The sequence below is a fragment of the Hyphomonas sp. genome, assembly GCF_017792385.1.
Lineage (GTDB): Bacteria > Pseudomonadota > Alphaproteobacteria > Caulobacterales > Hyphomonadaceae > Hyphomonas.
The window spans coordinates 2435558-2457186 of sequence record NZ_CP051230.1; the positions used below are offsets into that span (position 1 = coordinate 2435558).

The following is a 21629-nucleotide window of genomic DNA, read 5'->3' on the forward strand; positions in this document are numbered from 1 at the left end:
CATGAGCCGCGTCACGCCGCTGAACCTTGCCGAGGTCGATCCAGAGACAGCAGAAATGGTGGGCAACGCCGAACGCCTGATGGGGTTCGTGCCCAATGATGCGCTCGTCATGGCGCGCCAGCCGAAGACGCTCAGGGCGATGTGGGATCTGGTTGCCTCCATTTACGGACCGGGGGATGTCGATCCCGGGCTCAAGCGCCTGATCGGCGAAGCGGCCAGCAAGGCTGCGGGATGCTTTTACTGTTCAGCCCATGCGGCGCATGGGGCCCGGCAGCAGGGTGTCGACCCCGCCAAGATCGAGGCGGTCTGGACGTTTGAGGACAGCGATCTGTTCACGGACGCAGAGCGTGCCGCCATCAATATTGCCATGAAGGCCGGGCGAGTGCCGAACGAAGCCGAGGATTCGGATTTCGAGCGCCTGAGACAGTACTTCTCAGAAACCCAGATCGTCGAGATCGTAAGCGTCATCTCCCTGTTCGGCTTTCTCAATCGCTGGAATTCCACGCTGGGAACGCAGCTCGAGCCGGCACCAGCGGCCAGCCTGACCGGTTTTGCGCAAACTGGCGATTGACGAATTCAATGGGTGCCCCTAATTTGTCCGGACAAATTAATCGAGGGCCGCATGACGACCACGTTCAGATCACTTCTCTTTGTGCCCGGCGCGCGGCCGGACCGTTTCGACAAGGCCGCAGCAGCTGGTGCTGACACAATCATCATTGATCTGGAAGATGCGGTGTTGCCGGACGACAAGGTAGCGGCCCGTGAGGCGGCGCTGGCCTGGCTCTTGGAAAAGGCCGGAACGGTGCGGGCAGGAATCCGGATCAATTCTCCGCGTACAGCGGATGGGTGTGCAGATATCGCGGCCCTGGCTGCTGCCGGCGCAGAACCGAGTTTCATCATGGTGCCCAAGGCCGAAACCGGCATCGACATGGAGATCGTCTCCGAAGCCCTGTCGCGCAGCAATCTTGTCGCGGTCATAGAAAGTGGCCGCGCGGTGTCAAACGCCATGGAGATTGCTGCCGCAAGTGCCTTTGGCGTCCTGTTCGGCGGCGCGGATTTTTCAGCCAGCCTTGGTGCTGACCTGTCCAGCGCCCCGGCCATGAACTATGCGCGAGGAGCCATCGCAAGTGCTTGCGGCGCGGCGGGCGTGCCGGCCTATGATGTGCCCTTTCTCGACATATCCGACGAAGCCGGCCTGACCGCATCGACCGAGCAGGCCAAGGCGTTCGGGTTCTCCGGGCGCGCCTGTATCCACCCGAAACAGGTTGGCTGCGTCACATCTGTCTTCACGCCCACGGAGGCCGAGATCTCCGAAGCAAACGCCATCATCGCCGCACTCGAATCCTCCAATGGGGGCGCTGTCCTCCACAAGGGGAAGCTGGTCGATCGTCCCATCATTCTTGCTGCGCAACGCATTCTGTCTCGCGCCTAATTTCACGGAGCCCTTTCCCCATGGTCCAGAACATAAAAGAGGTTGGTCCGAACCGCTATCGCGAAACCTTCGGCCGCTATTTCGAGGATTTTCAGCCCGGCGACATTTACGAACATCGTCCCGGAAAGACGGTCACCGAATATGACAACCATCTCTTCACGCTGCTGACACTGAACACGCATCCGATGCATTTCGATGCCGAATTCGCTGCCGCCAGCGAGTTCAAGAAGAACCTCGTCGTCAGCCCGTACACGCTCGCCCTGCTGATCGGCATGAGCGTGACCGATTGCAGCCAGAAGGCCATCGCCAATCTCGGCATGGACGAGGTGAAGTTCACCGCGCCCGTCTTTGCCGGAGACACGCTGTACGGTGAAAGCGAGGTGCTGGAGAAGCGGGAAAGCAAGTCGCGCCCGGGTCAGGGGATCGTCACGATCGTGACCCGCGGGTTCAATCAGGACGGCAAGATGGTGTGCACCTTCAAGCGCAACATGCTGATCCCGTCGCGCGGCAACGCCGTTGAAGACAAAGTCGGAAATTACTGAGGCGCCGAGAATGACTGACACATTGAACGAAGATGATCGCCTGATGCTTGATGCCATTGGAAAATGGCTGGAGCAGAAAGTGAGACCCGTTGCCATGCAGATGGAGCATGATGACGAATATCCTCATGCGCTGGTCGAGGACATGAAGGAACTCGGCCTGTTCGGTGCGCTTATCGAGGAAGAGTATGGCGGCCTGAACCTGTCCGCCTCGCTCTATTCGAAGATCGTGACGTTGATCTCGGAAGAATGGATGAGCCTGAGCGGCATTTTCAATTCCCACCTGATGATGGCGATCATCGTGCAGAAATTCGGTACGCCGAAACAGAAGGAATACTGGCTTCCGAAATTCGCGACCGGTGAAATCCGTGGTGGACTTGCCTTGACCGAGCCGAATGCCGGCACCGATCTGCAGGCCCTGACAACGCGAGCGACGCGCGTGGGCGACAAATATGTCGTCGAAGGCGCCAAGACCTGGATTTCAAACGCCATTCAGGGCAATTGCGCCGCGGCGCTGGTCAAGACAGACCCGGAGGCGCAGCCGCGCTACAAGGGCATGTCCATGCTGATCACCCAGACCAAGACGGCGCCGGACACGGAGGATCATCTGCCGGGCGTTTCGAATGGCAAGAAGCTGGAGAAGCTTGGCTACAAGGGCATCGACTCTGGCGAACTGATCTATAATGGCTATGAATGCGATGCCGAGCTGAGCCTTGTCGGCGGCGAGGAAGGCAAGGGCTTCTACATGGCAACTGGCGGCCTGGAAATCGGGCGCATCAATGTCGCGGCCCGTTCGGTCGGTATTGCCAAGCGCGCCCTGAAGGAATCGGTCGCCTATGCTCAGACCCGCAAGACCATGGGCAAGCCGATCTGCGAGCATCAGGCCATCCAGATGAAGCTGGGGGAAATGGGAGCCAAGGTCCGCGCCGCTGAACTCCTCGTCGAGGACGCGGCCCGCATGTTCGATCTCGGCCAGCGTGTCGACATGGAAGCCGGCATGGCCAAGTATTTCGCGTCGGAAGTCGCCGTATACTGTGCAACAGAAGCCATGCGCATCCATGGCGGTTACGGCTATTCCAAGGAGTATCCCATCGAACGCCTGTATCGTGATGCGCCGCTGATGTGCATCGGGGAAGGCACCAATGAGATGCAACGCATCATCATCGCCAAGCAACTCGTGAAACGGAATCCCGTATAATGACCTTGCCCCTGGACGGAATCCGCATCCTTTCCGTGGAGCAGTATGGTGCCGGCCCGTACGGAACCATGCTGCTGGCGGACCTTGGTGCGGAAGTGATCAAGATCGAGGATGCCGGGCGGGGCGGGGACGTCTCGCGTTCGGTCGGCCCCTACATGCTGGGGGACGAGGACAGCCAGTTCTTCCAGACCTTCTCCAAGGGCAAGAAATCCGTCAGCCTCGACCTGAAGTCGGAGGCCGGACGCGACGCCTTCCACGCCCTTGTCCGGACGGCGGATGCCGTGGCGAACAATCTGCGCGGTGACCAGCCGGGAAAGCTGGGCCTGACCCATGATGCGCTGAAGGCGGTCAACCCGAAGATCGTCTGTGCGCACCTTTCGGCCTATGGGCGGGAGGGCGAGCGCGCAGCCTGGCCGGGTTATGACTATTTGATGCAGGCAGAAGCCGGCTTCATGCTGATGACCGGCGAACCGGAAGGCCCTCCGGTCCGCTCCGGTCTGTCCATGGTGGATTTCCATACCGGAAGCCATCTGGCCACGGCGCTTCTGGCAGGCATTGTCGGGGCCCAGCGGAGCGGGGCAGGCTGCGATGTCGATGTCTGCCTGTTCGAGACAGCATTGCACCAGACGTCCTATCCGGCCACCTGGTATCTCAATGAAGGCCATGTGACCGGTCGGCTGCCGCGCGGCGCCCATCCCTCGATTGCGCCCTCGCAATTGTTCCGCACCCGGGATGGATGGTGCCTGCTGATGTGCCAGACGCCCAAATTCTGGGACCTGTTCTGTGCCATTACCGGCGCGGATGCGCTGAAGGCGGATGAGCGGTTCGCCACCATCCCGGCGCGTCGGGAAAACCTTGCGGCCCTCACGGAGAAGATTGACGAGATCCTCTCCCACCGGACCACACAGGAATGGATGGACATTCTCGGCGGCAAGGTGCCCTTCGCCCCGGTGCTCGACATCGCGGGCGCCCTGGACAGCCCTTATCTGGAGTCGATCGGCATGATCGAAACCGTGGAACATCCCGAAGCGCCCGAAGGCCTGCGGACACTCGCGTCCCCTTTCCGTGTGAACGGGGACAGGGTCCGGTCAAGCCGGGCGCCAGCCTTGGGTGAGCACAATGAAGAGTTGCTGAAGTGAAACTGGACGGTCTGAAAGTTCTGGATTTGTCGGCCTTCCTGCCCGGGCCGCACATGACGATGATGATGGCGGACCATGGGGCCGACGTCATCATGATCGAGCCCGCCAATGGCCTCGGCGAGCCCGTCCGCGAGATCGGCGAGAAGACCGCCGACGGCGTCTCCGTCTGGTTCCGCAACGTGGCGCGGGGAAAGCGGAGCCTGAAGCTGAACCTGAAGACCGAAGCGGGGCTGGACCTGTTTCACAGGCTGGCCGCTCAGGCCGATGTCGTGGTGGAGGCGTTCCGGCCCGGAGTCGTCAAGCGGCTGGGCGTCGACTACGAAACCCTCAAGGCGCTGAACCCAAGCCTCGTTTATTGTTCGATCTCCGCATTCGGGCAGGACTCCTCCCTGGCCACGAAGCCGGCCCACGATCTGACCGTTCAGGGCCTCGCCGGACTGGTCGATCTGAACCGGGGGCAGGACGACCTTCCCGCCATGCCGAGCATTCCGTTTGCGGACGCCTCGGCCTCGCTGATGGCGCTTTCGGCAATTCTCATGGCACTGTACCGGCGAACGCAAACCGGTGAGGGCGACTATATCGACCTGTCCATGTTCGATGCGGCCATCGCCTGGACGCCGAATGTGCTGGGGCCAACCTTCGCAGAGGGGCGGGCGCCGGTGCCCAAGGACATGCGCAGCTTTGGCGGCAGCGCAATGTACAATCTCTATCGGACCTCGGATGATGAATTCATCATTCTTGGCGGCAGCGAAGTGAAGTTCGCGGAGAATTTGTTGACCGCCCTCGGGCGGGAAGACCTTGCGCCCTACGCCAAAGTGCCGCCCGGACCGGGGCAGGCACCGCTGAGGGAATTCTTCAAGGTCCGCTTTGCCGAGCGCACGCTGGCCGAGTGGAAGGAGTTCCTCGCAGGGGTCGATTGCTGCTGGAGCTGGGTTCGCAGCCTGCAGGAAGCGTTCGACGATCCGTTCACCGCGGAACGCGGCATGGTGTTCACCGATGCGGAGGGCAACCGCCATATCGGCCCGGCCATCAAGTTTGCAAACGAGCCGGCCCGGCCCGGTGCTGCAGTCCCCGCTTATGGGGAGCATTCGGAAGAAATTGCGAAATCGGTCGACCTGTCAGCCGAAGATGTGTCCGCCTTGAAGAAGGCCGGCAGCATCTAGGGATCTAGGATCCGGTGGTGCGTGTCCGGTCGAGTTGCATCTCATACGCGAACCGGCCGGCCGGATGAAGGCTCTTGGAATACAGGATGATCCTGTCCGTGGAATCGTAATAGGTCCGGATGGTCATGAGTGCCGGGGATCCGGCATCGACCTTCAGCGCCTTTGCCTCCGTACGATTGAGGGCTACGGCCTCCATGCGCTGGGTAACCCGGTTTACCGGAACGGCATGCGTTGTTTCGATCCATTCCGAAATCGAGGTGTCGAGCTGCTCGAGCGTCTCCTGATCCGGGGCAAGTTCGGACAGGGCGTAAATCGTTGTCAGCGCCAGTGGTGGAGCATCATCCTGGCGGCGCAAGCCGGTATAGACGTGATAGTTTCCGTTCAGCCCATTCTTCGAGACCTCGTCCGGTGTCGCCGGCCGTTCTGACCCCAGTTCGAAATGTGCGTCGCGCGCATATTTCAGGATCGAGTCAAAATCTCCGATGGGCTGGGCGAAAGCGGGCGCGGCGAGATCGGCCACCACGGTGCCGGCGCCCCGGCGGCGTGCGATCAATCCCTCTTCCGAAAGAATGCGCAGGGCTTCGCGGGCCGTGTGTCGGGAAATGTCGTGGATTTCGCACAGTTCCAGTTCGGTCTTCAACTGGTCGCCGGGCTTCATCTTTCCGGACAGGATATCCTGTTTCAACTGGTTCGCCAGTTCCCGGTAGCGAGGCAGGGTCTTTGAAGTCATAAGCGCGGAGTTTCCCCGGTTTCGAACGAGTCGAACCGTCTGAGCATTGAACGGACGTAATCGGCCCCCTGCCGTGGAAACAGTCAAGACCTGCTGTTGCGAATGCAATCGGCAAGTCACTGTGTCCGCCACGATTTTTTGGGTTTTCATACGCGGTGGAGATGATAGATATATCATATGTCCGGACAAATCCATCAGGAAACCTTGACCGAAGCTCTGGCCCGCCGATTGACGGTGGCCGTGGACGCAGACACACGTGCGCGCGCCGGGCTGCATCTGGCCGACTGGTTGGGGTGCGCCATTGCCGGGCGGATGCAACCGGCTGCGGAGACGGCGGCAATGGTCCGGCCCGAAGGCATGTCCGGCGACGCCTTTTATCTCGGCCTTCTCGGAAACATCCTGGAAATGGATGATGTGGACAAACGAGCGATCCTCCATCCCGGCCCTTCCATCATTCCCGCCGCGCTGGCGATGGTTCTGTCCACTCCGGACCTGCTGCCGCATCTGCCCGATGCGATTGTGTCGGGTTATGAGGCAACCATTCGCCTCGGACGGGCTACCGGGCCGGGACATTACAGCCTCTGGCACACGACCGGCACCTGTGGGGCCATCGGCGCCGCCGCGGCATGCGCGCGGCTTTTGAATCTCGATGATTTGCATACAGCGCACGCACTTTCCCTCGCGATGAGCCAGGCGGCAGGTCTTTGGCAGACCCGTCACGAGCCCGGCAGCATGGGCAAGCAACTTCACACTGCGCACGCCGCCCGCGCCGGACTGGACGCGGCAAGACTGGCATCGGCGGGCTTTGCGGGTCCGCTTTCCATCCTCGAAGGGCAGCAGGGATTCTTTGCGGCATGTGCCCCTCAGGCCAATTCGGCTGATATTCTGAAGTCCTATGATCATGACTGGCTGATCCATGAGGTCAGCTTCAAACCCTGGGCGGCCTGCCGCCATGCTCATGCTGCCATTGATGCCGCTCTTGAACTGCATGAGCGCGGGCTGGATGCGGATCAGATTGAGAAAATCCGTGTCGAGACATATGCGGATGCCCTGAAGTTTTGCGACAAGCCTGATCCGTCAACCACAATCGAGGCAAAGTTCTCGCTGCAGCACAGCGTGGCGGTGGTTCTGCGAAAGGGGCGGCCGGAGATTTCAGACTTCGACCCTGCCGCGATCGTCCGATCCGACAATGCCGGCTTGCGGGCCAAGGTAAGCGTCGCAAGCGCGGACCCCTACGAAGCCGCCTATCCGGCACAATACGGCGCTGCAGTGACTGTGACACTTGCGGATGGGCAGCAGGTCGTGGCCCAGGCGCCGGATGCTTTGGGCGATCCCGAAAATCCGCTGTCGGCTGAGGAGGTGCGTCAGAAGGCAATGGTCCTGATGCGCCATGCCGGGATGGATGAGTCTTCTGCGCAAGGCTTGCTGGATCATGCAGGTGCCTTGTCCGGAAACTTTCTGCCTGCTCTCCGGGAGGCGCTTCTCTCATGAGCAATATCGATGTCTATGTGCAGCACGCGCTGACAACGCGGTTTGAAGATTTGCCGGACGCGGTGGTCGAGAAAACCGGGATCTTCCTGTTGGACAGTCTCGGGGTCGGGATTGCCGGGGCCGGAGCCAGTCTGGCCTCTGCCGTGCGAGCCAGCGCGCAGGGCTGGGGGCTTGGCACCGGTGCCCATGCCTGGGGACAGGAGGCGTTCGAAACCAGCGCGGCAACAGCCGCTTTCATCAATGCCTACCAGATTCATTGCCAGGAATTCGATTGCGTTCACGAACCGGCGGTCGCCCATCCCATGGCAGTCATCCTGGCCACCTTGATGGCCGAGGTGGAATCCTCCCCACGCGTCGTTTCAGGCCGGGAGCTGGCGGTAGCCATCGCGGTCGCGGTCGATCTGGCCGCAGGGCTCGGCATTGCCGCCACCAGTCCGATCCGGTTTTTCCGGCCAGCCAATGTGGGCATGTTCGGCGCGGTTCTGGCAGTGTCCCGGTTACGTGGATTTGATGCTTACCAGACCCGGAGTGCGCTCGGCCATGCGCTCGGCTTCTGTTCAGGTACGATGCAGGCGCACATCGAGGGAATGCCCACTCTTGCGCTGCAGGTGGCGAATGGTGCGCGCAGCGCGATCATGGCGGCCGACCTGACCTCGGCAGGAATTCCGGGCCCTCAGGACAGTCTGGATGGTCCCTTTGGCTACCTGCGCCTGTTCGAGGAACAGGCTGATCTGACGCCGGTGGCGGCAACGGTTGGAACCATCTGGCGGATCACGGAAGTCAGCCACAAACCCTTTCCGACAGGTCGCGCCGCGCATGGTGGCATCGTCCTGTTGCAGAAATTGCTGAAGCAGGGGCTCGACATCGCAGTTCTGGAGTCGCTGACCCTGACCGCGCCGCCCCTGATCCATCGTCTGGTTGGCCGTCCGATCACGCCGGATATGAGCGTCAGTTATGCGCGACTTTGCTTTCAATATGTCGGGGCCGTCACCCTGTCGAACGGAACAATCGGGCTCGGGGACTATACCGGCACTGCACTGGCCGACCCGCAGATACACGCGCTCGGGAAGAAGATCGCGGTCGTGGACGACGGATCTTTGGACCCGGCGGCATTTGCGCCCCAGTTTGCGCGGGCGCGAATGGCAGACGGCCGTGTGATCGAGGCAGATATAACATCCCTGTACGGTTCACCGGGTGATCCGATGGGGCGGGATGCCCAGATCGCCAAGTTCCGCGATTGCCTCCATTTCGGTTTCGGCCGTCCCATCGACGACGTCGCGAATACGTTGATCGACCTCATCGACAATCTGGAGACGCTCCAGGATTCCTCCCAACTCTCTCGCCTCGCGGCTGGAAAGGATTTTCACGCATGACCCACAATCTCTATCACGATGCGATCAATTGGGAGCAGCTGCGCCGCGAACACCCGATCGGAGATGATTTCGTCCAGTTTGCCAAGCAAAGCCGGGATGAGCTTCGTGCGCATCAGGAGAAGCTGTTCCTTCGCTGCGTGGCACGCGCCTGGGAAATCCCGTTCTATCAACGGCTATGGGGCAATGCGGGCATTCAGCCAGGCGACATCAAGGGGCTCGAGACCCTTCCGGATTTGCCCGTATTCGACAAGTCAGACATCATGGCGTCGATCGACCAGAATCCGCCCTTTGGCGACTTTGGCGGGCTCGAAGGCGGCGCGAACGGTCGGCCGCCGGTGATCATGCACACCACATCCGGCACGACGGGCAACCCGCAAGTGCTCCTGTTCGGGGCCAAATCCCGTGAAGTTCAGGACTTGATGCTGGGACGCATCTACCAGTTCCAGGGCATGCGCCCTGACGACATCGTTCATTCGGTCTATGGCCATGGCATGATCAATGGCGGTCACTATGTCCGCGAAGCCGTGACCCATTGGACGAATGCCATCTTCATGTCGGCCGGCACGGGGATCGAGACGCGCTCGGCCAAGCAGGTCGAATTGATGCGCGATTTCGGAACCACGGTGATCGTCGGCTTTGCAGACTATATCAAGAAGCTGGCGCGTGTTGCTGTCGAGATGGGCATCGATCCGGTCAAGGATCTGAACATCCGCATGATTTCCGGACATTTGGGTCGGGAGGACAAATCCTCGCTCTCCGAGGCCTGGGGCGGCGTCGAATGTTTCGACTGGTACGGTGTCGGCGACACCGGCATCATTGCAGGCGAGGGCCCGGACCGGGATGGCCTGTACGTCATGGAAGACGGCCAGATCGTGGAAGTCTGCGACATCGACACCGGCAAGCCCGTACCCGACGGTCAGCCGGGCGACATCATCTGCACCTGCATTCACAAGGATGATGTGTATCCGATCATTCGCTTCAACACGCATGATGTGACGAAAGTGGTGACCGGGACATCGTCTCTCGGCATCAATTTCAAACGGATCGAAGGTTTCCTCGGGCGGTCCGACAATATGGTGAAGATCCGCGGGATCAATATTTTCCCCCAGGCCATGGGACCGCTTCTGGAAGCCGATTCCAGCTTTGCCGGTGACTTCATCTGCAAGGCCGTGCGCGACGATCAGGGGCGGGACGAGTTTGTCGTCTGCGCCGAAGTGAACGGCGCCCGGGACGCAGCGACGGTGGACCGGTACAAGGCGATCCTGAAGAAGAGCATTGGCATCGATTGCGGCGTCGAACTCGCGGCGCCGGGTGACCTTGCTCCGCTGACACAGACGGAAGTGCGGCAGAAGCCGATCCGCCTGATCGATGAGCGGTTCAAGTGAGCCGCGTCGCCGAATATCGTGAGCGCATCGCCCGGTTCAATCCGCGTCTGAATGCCTTCATCGATCTTGCGGAGAATCCGCAAGGCGAGGGCCTGTGCTACGGGGTGAAGTCCAACATCGCGGTGAAGGGCCTGCCGCTTACGGCGGGCATCGAAGCCTATCGCGGAGAGATCGCCCCGGAGGATTCGGAGGCGGTCGCGCGCCTGCGGAAATCCGGCGCGGTGATCCTCGGCACCGTGAACATGCATGAAGCGGCCCTCGGCGCCACCACCGACAATGCCGCGTACGGGCGCACGCAGAATCCCTGGCGCGATGATTATACGCCCGGCGGATCGTCCGGCGGGTCGGGCGCTGCCGTGGCGGCCGGTCTGTGTGATGTGGCGCTCGGTTCCGACACGATGGGCAGCGTGCGTATTCCGGCGGCCTATTGCGGTGTGCAGGGACACAAGCCCAGCACCGGAGCGGTGCCGACGGATGGCGTGGTCGCCTTGTCACACCTGCTGGACCATATTGGTCCGCTGGCGCGCGATATTGAAACGCTGTGGAACGCCATGAACAGTCTTGCACACTGGGGAGACACATCGAAACTGGTGCCGGCCGACCTGGCAGGCCTCCGGATCGGTGTCTGGACCGGTCTCGGAGAGGTCGATGTCGAAGCGCCCGTGGCGACAGCCTTCGCGCAGGCTGTCGACCGCATCGAACAGGCTGGCGCCCAGTTGCTGCAACAGGTTGCGCCGCCTGACTATGCCTATGGAAAGTCCCGCCGCGCGGGCCTTCTCGTCTCCGAAGTCGAGGGCCATGGCGTACACCAGGCCCGCCTGGATGCCGATCCTGACGGCTTCTCAGAAGGCTTCCGCAAGCTCCTCGCCTGGGGCATCCGCCGCCCGGCCGAAGAGGTCACCGCCGCCTATGATCACATCGCCAAAATCCGCGCCAGCGCCGCTGACCTGTTCGAGACATGCGATGTCGTGATCGCGCCAACCGCGCCGCAACAGGCGTTCCCGTTCGAGGCGCCCGTGCCGGCGAACCAGGCTGACTTCACGGCGTGGGCCAATTTTGCCGCCCTGCCGGCGACCGCTGTCTTTTCGGGGGTCGATCCGGACACCGGCTTGCCGCATTCGGTTCAGGTCATCGGTGCAACAGGCCGTGACCGCGATGTGCTCGCCGTCGCAGCCGCCCTGGAGGCAGTGTTCGGAAAGCCACCAATGCCGCCCGGATTCGACTAGGCGCTATCGAAATGTGAACTTTGGCGGGCGCTTGGCCAGAAATGCGCTGTAGCCCTCTGCGAAGTCCTCATTCGTGAAGCTCTCCAGGAACAGGGCCTTGGCTTCCGGGCTGTTGTCATGCCAGCCCGCCTTCACGGCCGCGAAGGTGCGTTTGGTGGCGCGGTGGGACCAGAGAGAGTTGCCGCCGATTTCCGCAGCAAGAGCCCGCGCCGCCTGTAGCGCTTCGCCAGACCCGACCAGGCGCGTCACCAGACCGAGCCGGCTGGCTTCATCAGCCAGGAACAGGCGCCCGGTCAGGAGAATGTCCTTCGCGGCGGGAACCCCGACCGTTTCGATCAACCGCCGTGTGTCGTCCACAGGATAGACGAGGCCCAGTTTCGCAGGCGTCACGGCAAATTTCGAGCCTTCGCCTGCCACACGGATGTCCGCTGCCAGGGCGACGCTGACGCCGCCTCCAACGCAGGCCCCGTCAATGGCGGCGATGACCGGCTTGCCGCAGGCGGCGATGCTGGCCAGCGCGTCTGAAATCAGGTCAGCCGACCGTTTGGCGCTTTCTGCCGTGGCGTAGATCGTTTCGAATTCCGAGATGTCTGCACCGGCCGCAAACGCGCCCGCTGTGCCACCATGGATGATGATGGCCGTCACATCGGGATTGTCTTCCAGCTGGCGCATCAGGGCCGGGATCGCCTCCCACATGTCGCTGGACAGGGCGTTGCGGCGTTCCGGCTTGTTGAAGATCAGTTCCCCCAGGCCATCGGACGTCTCGATGCGGATGCGGTCTGTGCTCATTCAGTATCCTCCGATAGGGCCGCAAGCGGCAGGGGACGTGCCGTGTTGGCGATCAGCGCCTTGCGCCGGAGAAAACGCTGTAGGCCAGCTGCGCCCATACGGCTACCCCCGAGACCTGAGGATTTGAACGCGTTCTTTTCGGCCTCATGGAACAGCGCAGTCAGCGCGGCATCGTTCAGGGAAATCGCCCCGGCATCAATGTGTTCGGCCACGGCTTCAGCCTCTTCCAGGGAGCCGGCAAAGACCGCGCCCGAGAGGCCGTACTCGGTATCATTCGCCAATCGGACCGCCTCGTCCAGCGACCCGAATGGCATCACCGGCAGGATGGGACCGAACGTCTCTTCGGTCATGACCCGCATTTCGTGTGTGACACCCGACAAGACAGTCGGACGCAGCCAGAGGCCGCCCATATGCGTTTCGATTTCGCCGCCGGTGAGGACGTGTGCCCCCTTGGCGCGCGCATCCTCGATATGCGCAGACAGGATCTCTGCCTGTTTCTCGAAGATGATCGGTCCGATATCGCCCTTCGTGATGTCACCTGCGTTCAGGCGCACCGACGCGGCCTTCTCGACGAGACGCGCCAGAAATGCGTCGTGAATCTTTTCGTCGACATAGATGCGTTCGATCGACTGGCAGGCTTGCCCCGTGGATTGCACGCTGCCGCGCAAGGCGGCGTCGGTCGCGGCTTCGATATCCGCCGAGGCGAGCACTATGAGCGGGTCCTTCCCACCCAATTCCAGGAAGGCGGGGATCAGCCGGCCTGCAGCCTGGACCGCCACCTTGCGCCCGGTCGGCACGGATCCGGTGAAGCAGACGGCATCAACCTGATCGACCAGGGCGGCTCCGGTCTCGCCAGCGCCCGTCACGAACCCGAGGACAGAGGAAAGGCCGGCCGACTCGATGGCCGCTTCCAGCGGCGCCACGAAGCGAGACGTGACTTCACTCGGTTTGATCATCACCGCACATCCCGCAAGCAGGGCGGGGATCGTGTCGATCATCGACAGGATCAAAGGGAAGTTCCAGGGACTGATCACGCCGACCAGCCCGTAAGGAACCAGCTGGGATGTGTGTTTCAGGTCTGGATTGCTGATGCCATCACTCCAGACCTTGCCGGTGGAGGCAGGGATTTGACCGGCCCACGCTTGCAGCGCGGCAGCGACCGATTGCACTTCCATTCGGGCGATCCGACGCCGGCCCGTATCGATTTCCAGTGCGCCGGCGACCGGATCGATGTGTTGCAGAAGGGCGTCCGCCAGGTCCCGCAGTTTCCGGGCTCTTTCAGAAAATCCCAGAGCGTTCCAGTCGGGCTGGCCCAGCCGCAGGTTCCGGGCCGCCTCAACCACCGTCTGGCGGTCCAGAACGGGGAGGTCGAAATCATGAATTCCCGTGCGGGGATTGCGGACAGAGAGAGTGTTGGTCACGGGGACTACTCCAGGCCAAGGGCGCCGGGATTGATGATGCGTTGCGGATCTACAATATCCTTGATCTTTTCAAGCAGGGCGCGCGTCGCGTCCTCCCGCGTCTCGAGATAGGGATAGGTTCTCCCGATCTGGAAGTGTGCGGCGCCATGTTGCCGGAACGCGTCCAGAACAACCTGACGGCCTTTTGCGACCACAGCGGTGGCCGCCGGGTTGGCGTCATGCGTACCGACTTTCGACAACATGCCCGGCTCGACCGTTTGCCGGTGAATCTCGAACAGTTCCTCGGGCCAGAGGAAGACGGGTTCGATGATGACCCCCGTCGTGCTCATGGATGTCAGCAGGTAGCCGGTAACGATGCCATGATCGTCGAACTCCTTGCGCATTGCGTCGAAAGCCGCATCGATCTTCGCCAGACAGTCGCGGGTTTCGGAAACCGGAACAAGACCATGGATCGGAACCCAGCGTTCGCCGGACGGTCCGAGAATGCTGTTCAGCGGTCCGAACGGATTTGCCCGAATGATCTTTGGGATCGAATTCTCGATGGATTTGCCACCATGCGCTTCACAGATCGCGTTCAGGATGGCGATTTCCTCCTTCACGCCAGCCTTGCTGTGGCCTTCTACCGTGTAGTGAAGATTGTATTTCGCATCAGCCATGAAGCCCCGGCCTGCCATCGCGACTTTTGCGCCTTCCTTCAGTGCCGACAGGAGGTTGCCCTGCTTTTTCATGACATTCTTCAGGGCTTTCGCATCGGACAGCATTGAGGCCCGGGCCATACGTACGCGCGTAAGGTTCGGATCGAAGCCAAAGATTTCTGTCGCGATGTCTTCCCTCATCAGGGCTGACATCGCGTCCGCATAGCCTCCGGCATTGTCGAATTCATAGCTGGCCCAAGTCTCTTCGCGCGGAGCCTTGATCAGTCGCAGCGTGATTTCGGCCTTGTAGCCCAGTACGCCACAATCGCCGCAGAACAGTCCGGTCAGGTCAGGGCCATAGTGACGCCAGAAAGGCTTCGCGCCGGTCGTGCCAGCGCTGCCTGTACGCACAATCGTGCCGTCAGCCAGAACCACGGTAACGCTCAGGACGCTGTCGCCAGTGGTGCCATATTTGCCGGCGCCGAAGAAGGCGTTGTTTTGCGACAGGCCGCCGCCAATGGTGGAGCTGAGGCCGGACAGCGGCCCCCAGAAGGGCGTGCGAACGCCCTTGGCAGACAAGGCTTCGTGCAGGTCGACCCAGGTGCAACCGGCTTCGACGGTCACGTACATGTCGTCGACATTCAGGTCGAGGATGCGGTTCATCCTGCTCATGTCCAGGATCGCGACACCCTCGCGGTCAGGTGTGTATCCTTTCGTGTAGGACATGCCGCCACCGCGGGGATTGAACGCGATTCCCCGCTCATTTGCCGCCGCCGCCGCAGCAGACAGTGCTTCCAGATTGTTCGGGGCGACGACGAATTCTGCGAGTTCTCCCTTCGTCCAGATGTCCTGGCTGAACAATTCGCGCGCGGCCGGATCGTCACTGACAGCATCATTGCCGAGCGCCTGCGCGAGAACGGATTTGAGTTCGCCGAGTTTGTCTGTCTTGGTCTGGTCGAGCATGGGACACTGCCTCCTGGATGAGCCGACACCGCAGTAATGAGACACTGCAGCGAATGGAAAAGGCTGTACGACAGAAGCCTCCGATCCCGGTCAGGCAGGAGTGGCTGTCGCACGCCATAAAGATATATCATTTTCGACGGCGGGCGTTTGGTCAAGGGCATTTGACCGGACAAATGCGCTCAGCGGCCAAATTGCTTCCGGGATTGCCTATTCGGCAGTCCAGTCCGCGTTCTTTTCGCGGGTCAGGCGCATTTCATACTGGAAGCGGTCTGCTCGGTATGTTGCGGTAATGTCCTGTACCGGCCGACCCGCCTCATCCCGCATGATCCGGTGGATCCGCAGCAATGGCGAGCCGGTTGTGACGCCCAGCACTGCAGCCACCGCCGGCTCAGCCGGAACTGCGGTTATCGTCTGGGTCGCTTCGCACGGACGATGACCTGCCTGTTCGAGCAATGCGATCAGGCTCGCCGAGGCCAGGTCGTCTTCCGTATAGGTCTCGGCGATATCCTCCGGCACGTAGGTGACGAGATAGGAAAACGGCTCATCGGCGAGCCGGCGCAGGCGCACAATACGCTGGACACTTGCCCCGCGTCCCAGTTGAAGCGCTTCGGCAATGGCCGGGCTGGGGCTAACGATCTCGGTATCCAGCAGCTGGACTTCCGTTTCCAGGCCCATGCGCTTCAAGCCGTCGATCAGATTCTCGAAGCTGCCTTTGACGGTCGGTGTCGAGGAATCATAGGTCACAACCGTGCCGCGACCGCGATAGCGGCGCACCAGACCTGCAATGGCCAACTCGTTGAATGCCCGTTTGACCGTGATCCGGGAGACGCCCAGTCTCTGCACCAATTCCTGTTCCGCGGGCAGCCGAGACTGTGGCGGCACATCGCCGGAGACGATTGCCTGGCGGATTTTGGCATAGATCTGCTGGTACAGCGGCACACTCGAATTTTCGTCCAGGTCTTTCGCCGACAGGACCAGTTGCGCATCTTCAATCATTCGTTTCCGTCCACATTTCCCGGGTGCGGGGAGATTGACATCTCCTGCTTCATATCAGACATCGATCTTGAGAAACCAAAAGGTATATCAAATAAGATGGCTTATTCCGCTCTAGCGCTTCAGATCGCGTGCCAATCGGTCAATAGTCTGACAGCAAGTGATGCGCGTGTGTCAATACTCGGAAAGATCGATGAAATTTCCGCTAAGATTGCGAATTCAAAGAGATTTCTAGGAGCGGACACCAAACTCGTCGTTCTGCCGGAATACAGTCTGACCGGTTTTCCCTGGGGCGAAACTGCCCCGGAATGGATCGCGAAAGCGGCCCTGTCGCCTGATGGTCCGGAATATGACGCGCTTGCCAAGGCGGCAGCGGACAATGGAGTCTACCTGGCAGGCAATCACTACGAGACGGATCCGAACTTCCCGGAGCTCTACTTCCAGTGCTCCAGCGTATTCTCACCATCCGGTCAGGCCGTGCTGCGTTACCGCCGGCTGATCTCCATGTTTTCTCCGTCACCCTTTGACGTCTGGGACAAGTACCTGGACGTCTATGGCGCTGAAGCATTGTTCCCGGTGGCGGACACGGATATCGGGCGGCTCGGCGCGATTGCGTCGGAGGAGATTCTCTATCCCGAAATCGCCCGCATCATTGCGAGCAAGGGGGCTGAAATCATGGTGCATTCAAGTTCCGAAGTCTCCAGCCCATTACCCACGCCGAAATCGATCACGCGTCATGCGCGCGCCGTGGAGAACATGGCCTATGTGGTCTCTGCGAATTCCGCTGGCGTATTCGGCATCGACATTCCTGAGCACTCCACGGACGGCGGATCAGAGATCATTGACTACAAGGGCAGGGTGTTGGCGCGGGCAGGCGCCGGCGAGACCAGTGTTGCGTATGCGGAAATATCTCTGGACTCCCTTCGGGAGTACCGGCGGCGTCCCGGCATGGGCAATCTCCTGTCGCGCCATCCGATGCAGATGTGGGCGCAGGCCTATGCCGGGTTCGATGTCGCGGAACAGAACGGCCTGGGTGACGGATCAAACCCGCCAGCGCGCGATCACTATCTCGCGCGCCAGAGGCGGGTTCTGGAAAAGCTCGACAAGGCAGGGCTGATCTAACTGACGGGTCAGAACTGCCCGCGGCGTTCTATCGTGTATTCGGTCAATTCGAGTACCCAATTGTAGGGCTCTGTGACAATGCCTTTGACATAGAGAAAATCACCATCCGTGGTCACCCAGAAATCATACGGGGGATGGGCATTGCTGGTGCCAAGGATTTCGAAATGATGGCACTCGAACGTTCCGGCCGGCACGGTGACTGTTTCCACACCGGAATATTTCAGGCTGCTGGTCGTTGTCCGTTCAAAGGCAGGTCCGGTGGCGCCGCGGTGGTCAATCGAGGTCAGCAAATTGTCCTTGAACGTTTGAATTCCGGGGCCCTTCGAAAAATCATACCGTGCTGCCAGCCAGGAATCCGAATGCAGATTGTGGGTCCCGAAACCGCGCATGGCCCGCGTGATCGAGGCCTTGTCGCGGATCCGGCCCTGCGCAGCCGTCTTGCCCTCATACTCCCCTTCGGTGTCTGACCAGTTGTACCAGGTGCTGCCGTAGAACTGGTCATTCTTCGTGAGCCGGACATAGGTGTCGAGCGGATGAAAGTCGGCGTCGACGGCCGAGACCACATCGCGAATGAGCGGTTCGTCATCATTGAGTTCGCAGAAGGCGCGCATGACGCGGTCGCCATTGGCATGATGTGACATGCGCCAATGCTCGCCGCCCCAGATGCCATCCGGGAATTCCGGATTGTTCCGGGTCCTGTAGACGATGCGCCCCGAGATCAGGCGGTGCACGGGAGTTGACGGCATGCGCTCAGCTCCCCGATGACAGTTTGGTCGGCCCGCCAGCCGCCACGTGCGCTACGGCTTCAGCGCTTTCCCAGGTCTTTCCGCCGATGAAACGGCCGATGGCGTTGGTGAATTCCTTGTACTCGATGGACTCGTACATGCCGCAAGTCAGGTAGGGGTCGCCATTCATCAGCGCTTGGGCGTCCTCAAGGGATTCCGCCAGGACGAGAAATACCGAACCCACCAGTTCTTCCTTGCCGGGTTCGCGGATCGGCCCGGCCGTGATGTAGCGCTCCCAATGCTTTTCGACATGGTCGAGATGGCCTTTCAGGTGGTCGCGGCGCGGTGCGGCGGAGTTCGGGCCATCGCGGCAAATGACCAGAAAGCAGGGCTGGTCCACGCGGGGGACGGTATTGGGGCGAGTCATGAAGTTTCCTTTTCAAAGCGCGAAGGCAGCGCGGATGCCGTTGAAAGCTCGAGCCCGTCCATTCCGGCGAGACCTGCGATGAGGCGTTCCAGCGATTGGATGCGGAAGGGTTGGCCAACCACATAGGGTGTGAGGGTGAAGCCGAAGCATTGCGCGCCGGCACGATCATGATCTGAAACATGAAAGCGGGCTGCCTCAAGTATCTGGTCTGCCCAGTGGTCGGCCTGTTGCCGATTGTCGACCATCAATTTGAAGTCGGACAATTCATGCATCAATGGCAGGGCCGTCAATGCGCCCGCAGGCGTGTGGAATGCGAGCGGGCGCTGGTCAGCTTCCCAGTCCAGCAGCACTTCATATCCAGCCTCCGCCAGCAATTCGGGCGTGCGATAGCTTTCGTTTCGGGCCGGGCTCAGCCAGGCTTTTGCAGAGGGCAGGGCCGACCGCGCACGGGCGATCAGGGCCCGCTCGTCTTCCACGGACAATCCGTCATGATGGATGTGCGCCGTGGATACACCATGGGCCGCGATTTCGTGACCGGCGTCTTCAATCGCCCGGATCAGGGGCGGGTAGCGTTCGGAGACTTCGGCGTTCACGGCGAAGGTGGCCTGCACATCGTGAGCCGCCAGGGCTTTGAGGATACGGAACACGCCGACGCGATTGCCATAATCCCGCGTCGTGTAGTGCCGAAGATCCGGATAGGGCGTTTTCATCGCGCCGGGATGTTTGAAGGGGGCCGCTGGCGGGTTCAGGGGAAAGAACTCCAACGGCACAATGATGAAAGCAGCTGCTTTCGCGCCGGACTTCAGCTTGAGCGCCGGGCGCTGCGTGTCCGGCGTCCAGGGGAAGTGCTCATGGTCGAATCCGTGTTTCCGGAACGGGTAGGTCAGGTACTCACTTGGCAGGGGCAAAGCCGGTTCCTCCTGTCATGACTCCGCGCGCCGCGATGTCCGCGATGGTCTGATCCCAGTAATGCGTCCGGAAATGCTCGGCAATTTCCTGACCGGTCGTGATCCAGACATCGTCTGAATGCTCTGCGACATGTTTCAGCGCTTCCTCGAAAATCCGGAGGCGGTGCGGCTGGCTGACCAGGTAGGCATGCAGAGGGATGCACATGACGGTGCCGCTTTCGGCGCCTTCCTTGAGCAACTGGTCGAAATGCCGTTTCAGGATATCTGTGTACTGTTCAGGTGTGTACCCCATGACGGAATAGGTGATCACGTCATTCACTTCCAGTGAATAGGGCATGGACACCAGTCTGCCGGTCCGGGTCTTGATCGGCTGGGGCTGGTCGTCCTGGAAGAGATCGCAAGTATACCAGAAATCATTCTCGGCAATCAGGTCGAGGGTTGATTCCGTGTGGGTCAGGGCCGGCGCGAGATAACCGCGAATGCGCTGCCCGGTCGCCTTTTCCACGGTCTCGATGGAATCGCGAATGACCGCCAGCTCCTGTTCCGGATCCATGCCGTATGAGAAGCGCGTATTGTAGATACCATGGGAGAAGAATTCCCAATTGCGCTCCACACAGGCTTCGATGATCTCGGGGTGATGATCGATCAGCCCCACTGACAGGGAAATCGATCCCCGCATGCCATATTTGTCGAGCAGTTCCATCAACCGCCAGTGACCGACCGTGTTGCCCCAGGCGCGCTGCGAATAGCCCTGGATGTCGGGATTGCCACGCGGCCAGGGTTGGCGCTTCGGGTTCGGAGGCGGCGCGAACTCATAGTATTCGATGTTTGGAGCGATCCAGAAGGCCAGCTTCTTGCCGTCCGGCCATTCGATCCTTGGCCGGCCTTCATAGGGCCAGTAATCGTACAGGTTCGGATCAGCATGCATCAGGATTCAAATGCCTCCAGCCAGTCTTGGACTTCCTTCACATCCACCACATCGGCATACTTGATCAGCAGGTCTGTCAGATTGGCGAAGTGATAGCTTTCATGCTTGTCGGCAACGCATTCGATCGGGACGATGGTGCGGTAGCCATGGCTCAGGGAATCGACGGCAGTTGCCCGGATGCATCCGCTGGTCGACCCGCCGGTGATGATCACGGTATCGATCTTGTGCCAGGTCAGGAAACTGGTCAGCGGCGTCTGAAAGAACGCGCTTGGCATTTTCTTCTCATAGATGGCGTCCACGGCCGGATCGATCTCGAGGCGGTCATCAAATTCATGGCGCACACTGCCATACTTGATGTTCTGCAGACTGTCCGGCGTGTCAGTGCGCGTGCCCCAGACACCGGCATCGGCAGCGTTCTCCATGTAATGGACCCGGGTCCACACAACCGGCAGACCCTTGCTGCGCGCGAGTTTGGAAATGTTGTTGATGTGTTCGGCTTGCCGCGGATCGGTGATGTAGCCAGTTTTCGGAAACAGGTCCGGACGCGTATAGGCCTTTTGCGGGTCCACATTGACGATGGCCGCGCGTTCCCCGAATCCGAACCGCTTTCGGCTCGGATTCGCGCGGATCTCCTCAAATATCTGGCGCGCCGTCTTGTCGGACAGTTGCATTGTGGGCTCGGGTGCGGAGTCGCTCATCATTGCCTCTTCTTCTGCGGGGCTGACCCTTTAAATGATATACCTTTTTGGAAATGTCTAGGCTGAGTCTTGTCGGACCAGTCCAGAATTCCCTCCAGCCTGCCCGATGCCGGAGCGGATGAAGTCCGTCCAGTCAGCTATTGGTATGCCTCTGTGGCTTGCTGACCACATCGGTCTGATAGGTCCTTGTTACTGAATGAGAAAAAGTGGCGCTCAAACACTGTGCGCCCATGCACAAAATCTTCTCGGAAGAAAAAGGTACGGACATTTCTTCAAACAGTGATTGTGCATTTTTACAAAAGGTATATCTTTTGTGACGAGGCGAAGTGCTTTGGGGAGAGCAG

21 protein-coding genes are annotated in these 21629 nt (G+C 60.7%); 11 read left to right on the forward strand and 10 right to left on the reverse strand.

Annotated features, from left to right (window positions below; translation table 11 throughout):
• The first annotated feature begins 1 nt into the window (after position 1).
• From HF955_RS11895 to HF955_RS11920, 6 genes are read left to right on the forward strand one after another with little or no spacing between them, the layout of a single operon-like run.
• Complete coding sequence (locus tag HF955_RS11895; protein WP_291075339.1) at positions 2-571, forward strand: carboxymuconolactone decarboxylase family protein; 570 nt, start codon at positions 2-4, stop codon at positions 569-571.
• Between the two features lie 51 nt (positions 572-622).
• Positions 623-1432 carry a CoA ester lyase gene (locus HF955_RS11900; RefSeq protein WP_291075340.1) on the forward strand — a complete coding sequence of 270 codons (810 nt, stop codon included), beginning with the start codon at positions 623-625 and terminating at the stop codon, positions 1430-1432.
• A gap of 20 nt (positions 1433-1452) precedes the next feature.
• The gene (locus HF955_RS11905) at positions 1453-1974 is read left to right on the forward strand and encodes a MaoC family dehydratase (RefSeq protein WP_027838510.1); all 522 of its coding nucleotides are present in this window, start codon (positions 1453-1455) and stop codon (positions 1972-1974) included.
• Positions 1975-1984: 10 nt separating this feature from the next.
• A complete protein-coding gene (locus HF955_RS11910) occupies positions 1985-3169 on the forward strand; it encodes an acyl-CoA dehydrogenase family protein (protein ID WP_291075341.1) in 1185 nt (394 codons plus the stop codon).
• Positions 3169-4308, forward strand: a complete 1140-nt coding sequence (locus HF955_RS11915; protein WP_291075342.1) for a CaiB/BaiF CoA-transferase family protein — start codon at positions 3169-3171, stop codon at positions 4306-4308. Before HF955_RS11910 ends, HF955_RS11915 begins: the two co-directional genes overlap by 1 nt.
• Entirely contained in the window at positions 4305-5471 is a 1167-nt protein-coding gene (locus tag HF955_RS11920; protein WP_291075343.1) for a CaiB/BaiF CoA-transferase family protein, read from the forward strand. The genes HF955_RS11915 and HF955_RS11920 overlap by 4 nt, the downstream gene beginning before the upstream one ends.
• A 4-nt stretch (positions 5472-5475) precedes the next feature.
• Here HF955_RS11920 and HF955_RS11925 read toward each other — a convergent pair whose 3' ends face one another.
• Entirely contained in the window at positions 5476-6201 is a 726-nt protein-coding gene (locus HF955_RS11925) for a GntR family transcriptional regulator (RefSeq protein ID WP_291075344.1), read from the reverse strand.
• 177 nt (positions 6202-6378) lie between these two features.
• Here HF955_RS11925 and HF955_RS11930 point away from each other — a divergent pair, with 177 nt between their 5' ends.
• From HF955_RS11930 to HF955_RS11945, 4 genes are read left to right on the forward strand one after another with little or no spacing between them, the layout of a single operon-like run.
• The gene (locus HF955_RS11930) at positions 6379-7692 is read left to right on the forward strand and encodes an MmgE/PrpD family protein (protein WP_291075345.1); all 1314 of its coding nucleotides are present in this window, start codon (positions 6379-6381) and stop codon (positions 7690-7692) included.
• A complete protein-coding gene (locus HF955_RS11935) occupies positions 7689-9065 on the forward strand; it encodes an MmgE/PrpD family protein (RefSeq protein WP_291075346.1) in 1377 nt (458 codons plus the stop codon). Before HF955_RS11930 ends, HF955_RS11935 begins: the two co-directional genes overlap by 4 nt.
• Entirely contained in the window at positions 9062-10450 is a 1389-nt protein-coding gene (locus HF955_RS11940; protein ID WP_291075347.1) for a phenylacetate--CoA ligase family protein, read from the forward strand. Before HF955_RS11935 ends, HF955_RS11940 begins: the two co-directional genes overlap by 4 nt.
• Complete coding sequence (locus HF955_RS11945; protein ID WP_291075348.1) at positions 10447-11676, forward strand: amidase; 1230 nt, start codon at positions 10447-10449, stop codon at positions 11674-11676. Before HF955_RS11940 ends, HF955_RS11945 begins: the two co-directional genes overlap by 4 nt.
• A gap of 3 nt (positions 11677-11679) precedes the next feature.
• On the opposite strand, the gene HF955_RS11950 is transcribed toward HF955_RS11945, so the two are convergent.
• The 4 genes from HF955_RS11950 to HF955_RS11965 form a co-directional block, all read right to left on the reverse strand.
• Positions 11680-12465 carry an enoyl-CoA hydratase-related protein gene (locus HF955_RS11950; protein WP_027838501.1) on the reverse strand — a complete coding sequence of 262 codons (786 nt, stop codon included), beginning with the start codon at positions 12463-12465 and terminating at the stop codon, positions 11680-11682.
• Entirely contained in the window at positions 12462-13886 is a 1425-nt protein-coding gene (locus HF955_RS11955; RefSeq protein WP_291075349.1) for an aldehyde dehydrogenase family protein, read from the reverse strand. The genes HF955_RS11950 and HF955_RS11955 overlap by 4 nt, the downstream gene beginning before the upstream one ends.
• Positions 13887-13891: 5 nt before the next feature.
• Positions 13892-15484, reverse strand: a complete 1593-nt coding sequence (locus HF955_RS11960) for an FAD-binding oxidoreductase (RefSeq protein ID WP_291075350.1) — start codon at positions 15482-15484, stop codon at positions 13892-13894.
• Positions 15485-15691: 207 nt separating this feature from the next.
• Positions 15692-16480, reverse strand: a complete 789-nt coding sequence (locus tag HF955_RS11965; protein WP_027838498.1) for a GntR family transcriptional regulator — start codon at positions 16478-16480, stop codon at positions 15692-15694.
• A gap of 168 nt (positions 16481-16648) precedes the next feature.
• Between HF955_RS11965 and HF955_RS11970 the strand changes: the two genes are divergently transcribed.
• Positions 16649-17599: a nitrilase-related carbon-nitrogen hydrolase gene (locus tag HF955_RS11970; RefSeq protein WP_291075351.1), complete on the forward strand. Its 951-nt coding sequence runs from the start codon at positions 16649-16651 to the stop codon at positions 17597-17599.
• 8 nt (positions 17600-17607) lie between these two features.
• On the opposite strand, the gene HF955_RS11975 is transcribed toward HF955_RS11970, so the two are convergent.
• From HF955_RS11975 to HF955_RS11995, 5 genes are read right to left on the reverse strand one after another with little or no spacing between them, the layout of a single operon-like run.
• The gene (locus HF955_RS11975) at positions 17608-18345 is read right to left on the reverse strand and encodes a hypothetical protein (RefSeq protein ID WP_291075352.1); all 738 of its coding nucleotides are present in this window, start codon (positions 18343-18345) and stop codon (positions 17608-17610) included.
• A 4-nt stretch (positions 18346-18349) separates the two neighbouring features.
• Complete coding sequence (locus tag HF955_RS11980) at positions 18350-18751, reverse strand: YciI family protein (protein ID WP_291075353.1); 402 nt, start codon at positions 18749-18751, stop codon at positions 18350-18352.
• The gene (locus HF955_RS11985) at positions 18748-19659 is read right to left on the reverse strand and encodes a polysaccharide deacetylase family protein (RefSeq protein ID WP_291075354.1); all 912 of its coding nucleotides are present in this window, start codon (positions 19657-19659) and stop codon (positions 18748-18750) included. The genes HF955_RS11980 and HF955_RS11985 overlap by 4 nt, the downstream gene beginning before the upstream one ends.
• Positions 19643-20587 (reverse strand): polysaccharide deacetylase family protein, encoded by a 945-nt coding sequence (locus HF955_RS11990; RefSeq protein WP_291075355.1) that lies wholly within the window; start codon positions 20585-20587, stop codon positions 19643-19645. Before HF955_RS11990 ends, HF955_RS11985 begins: the two co-directional genes overlap by 17 nt.
• Positions 20587-21258: an isochorismatase family protein gene (locus HF955_RS11995; protein WP_027838493.1), complete on the reverse strand. Its 672-nt coding sequence runs from the start codon at positions 21256-21258 to the stop codon at positions 20587-20589. Before HF955_RS11995 ends, HF955_RS11990 begins: the two co-directional genes overlap by 1 nt.
• Positions 21259-21629 lie beyond the last annotated feature (371 nt).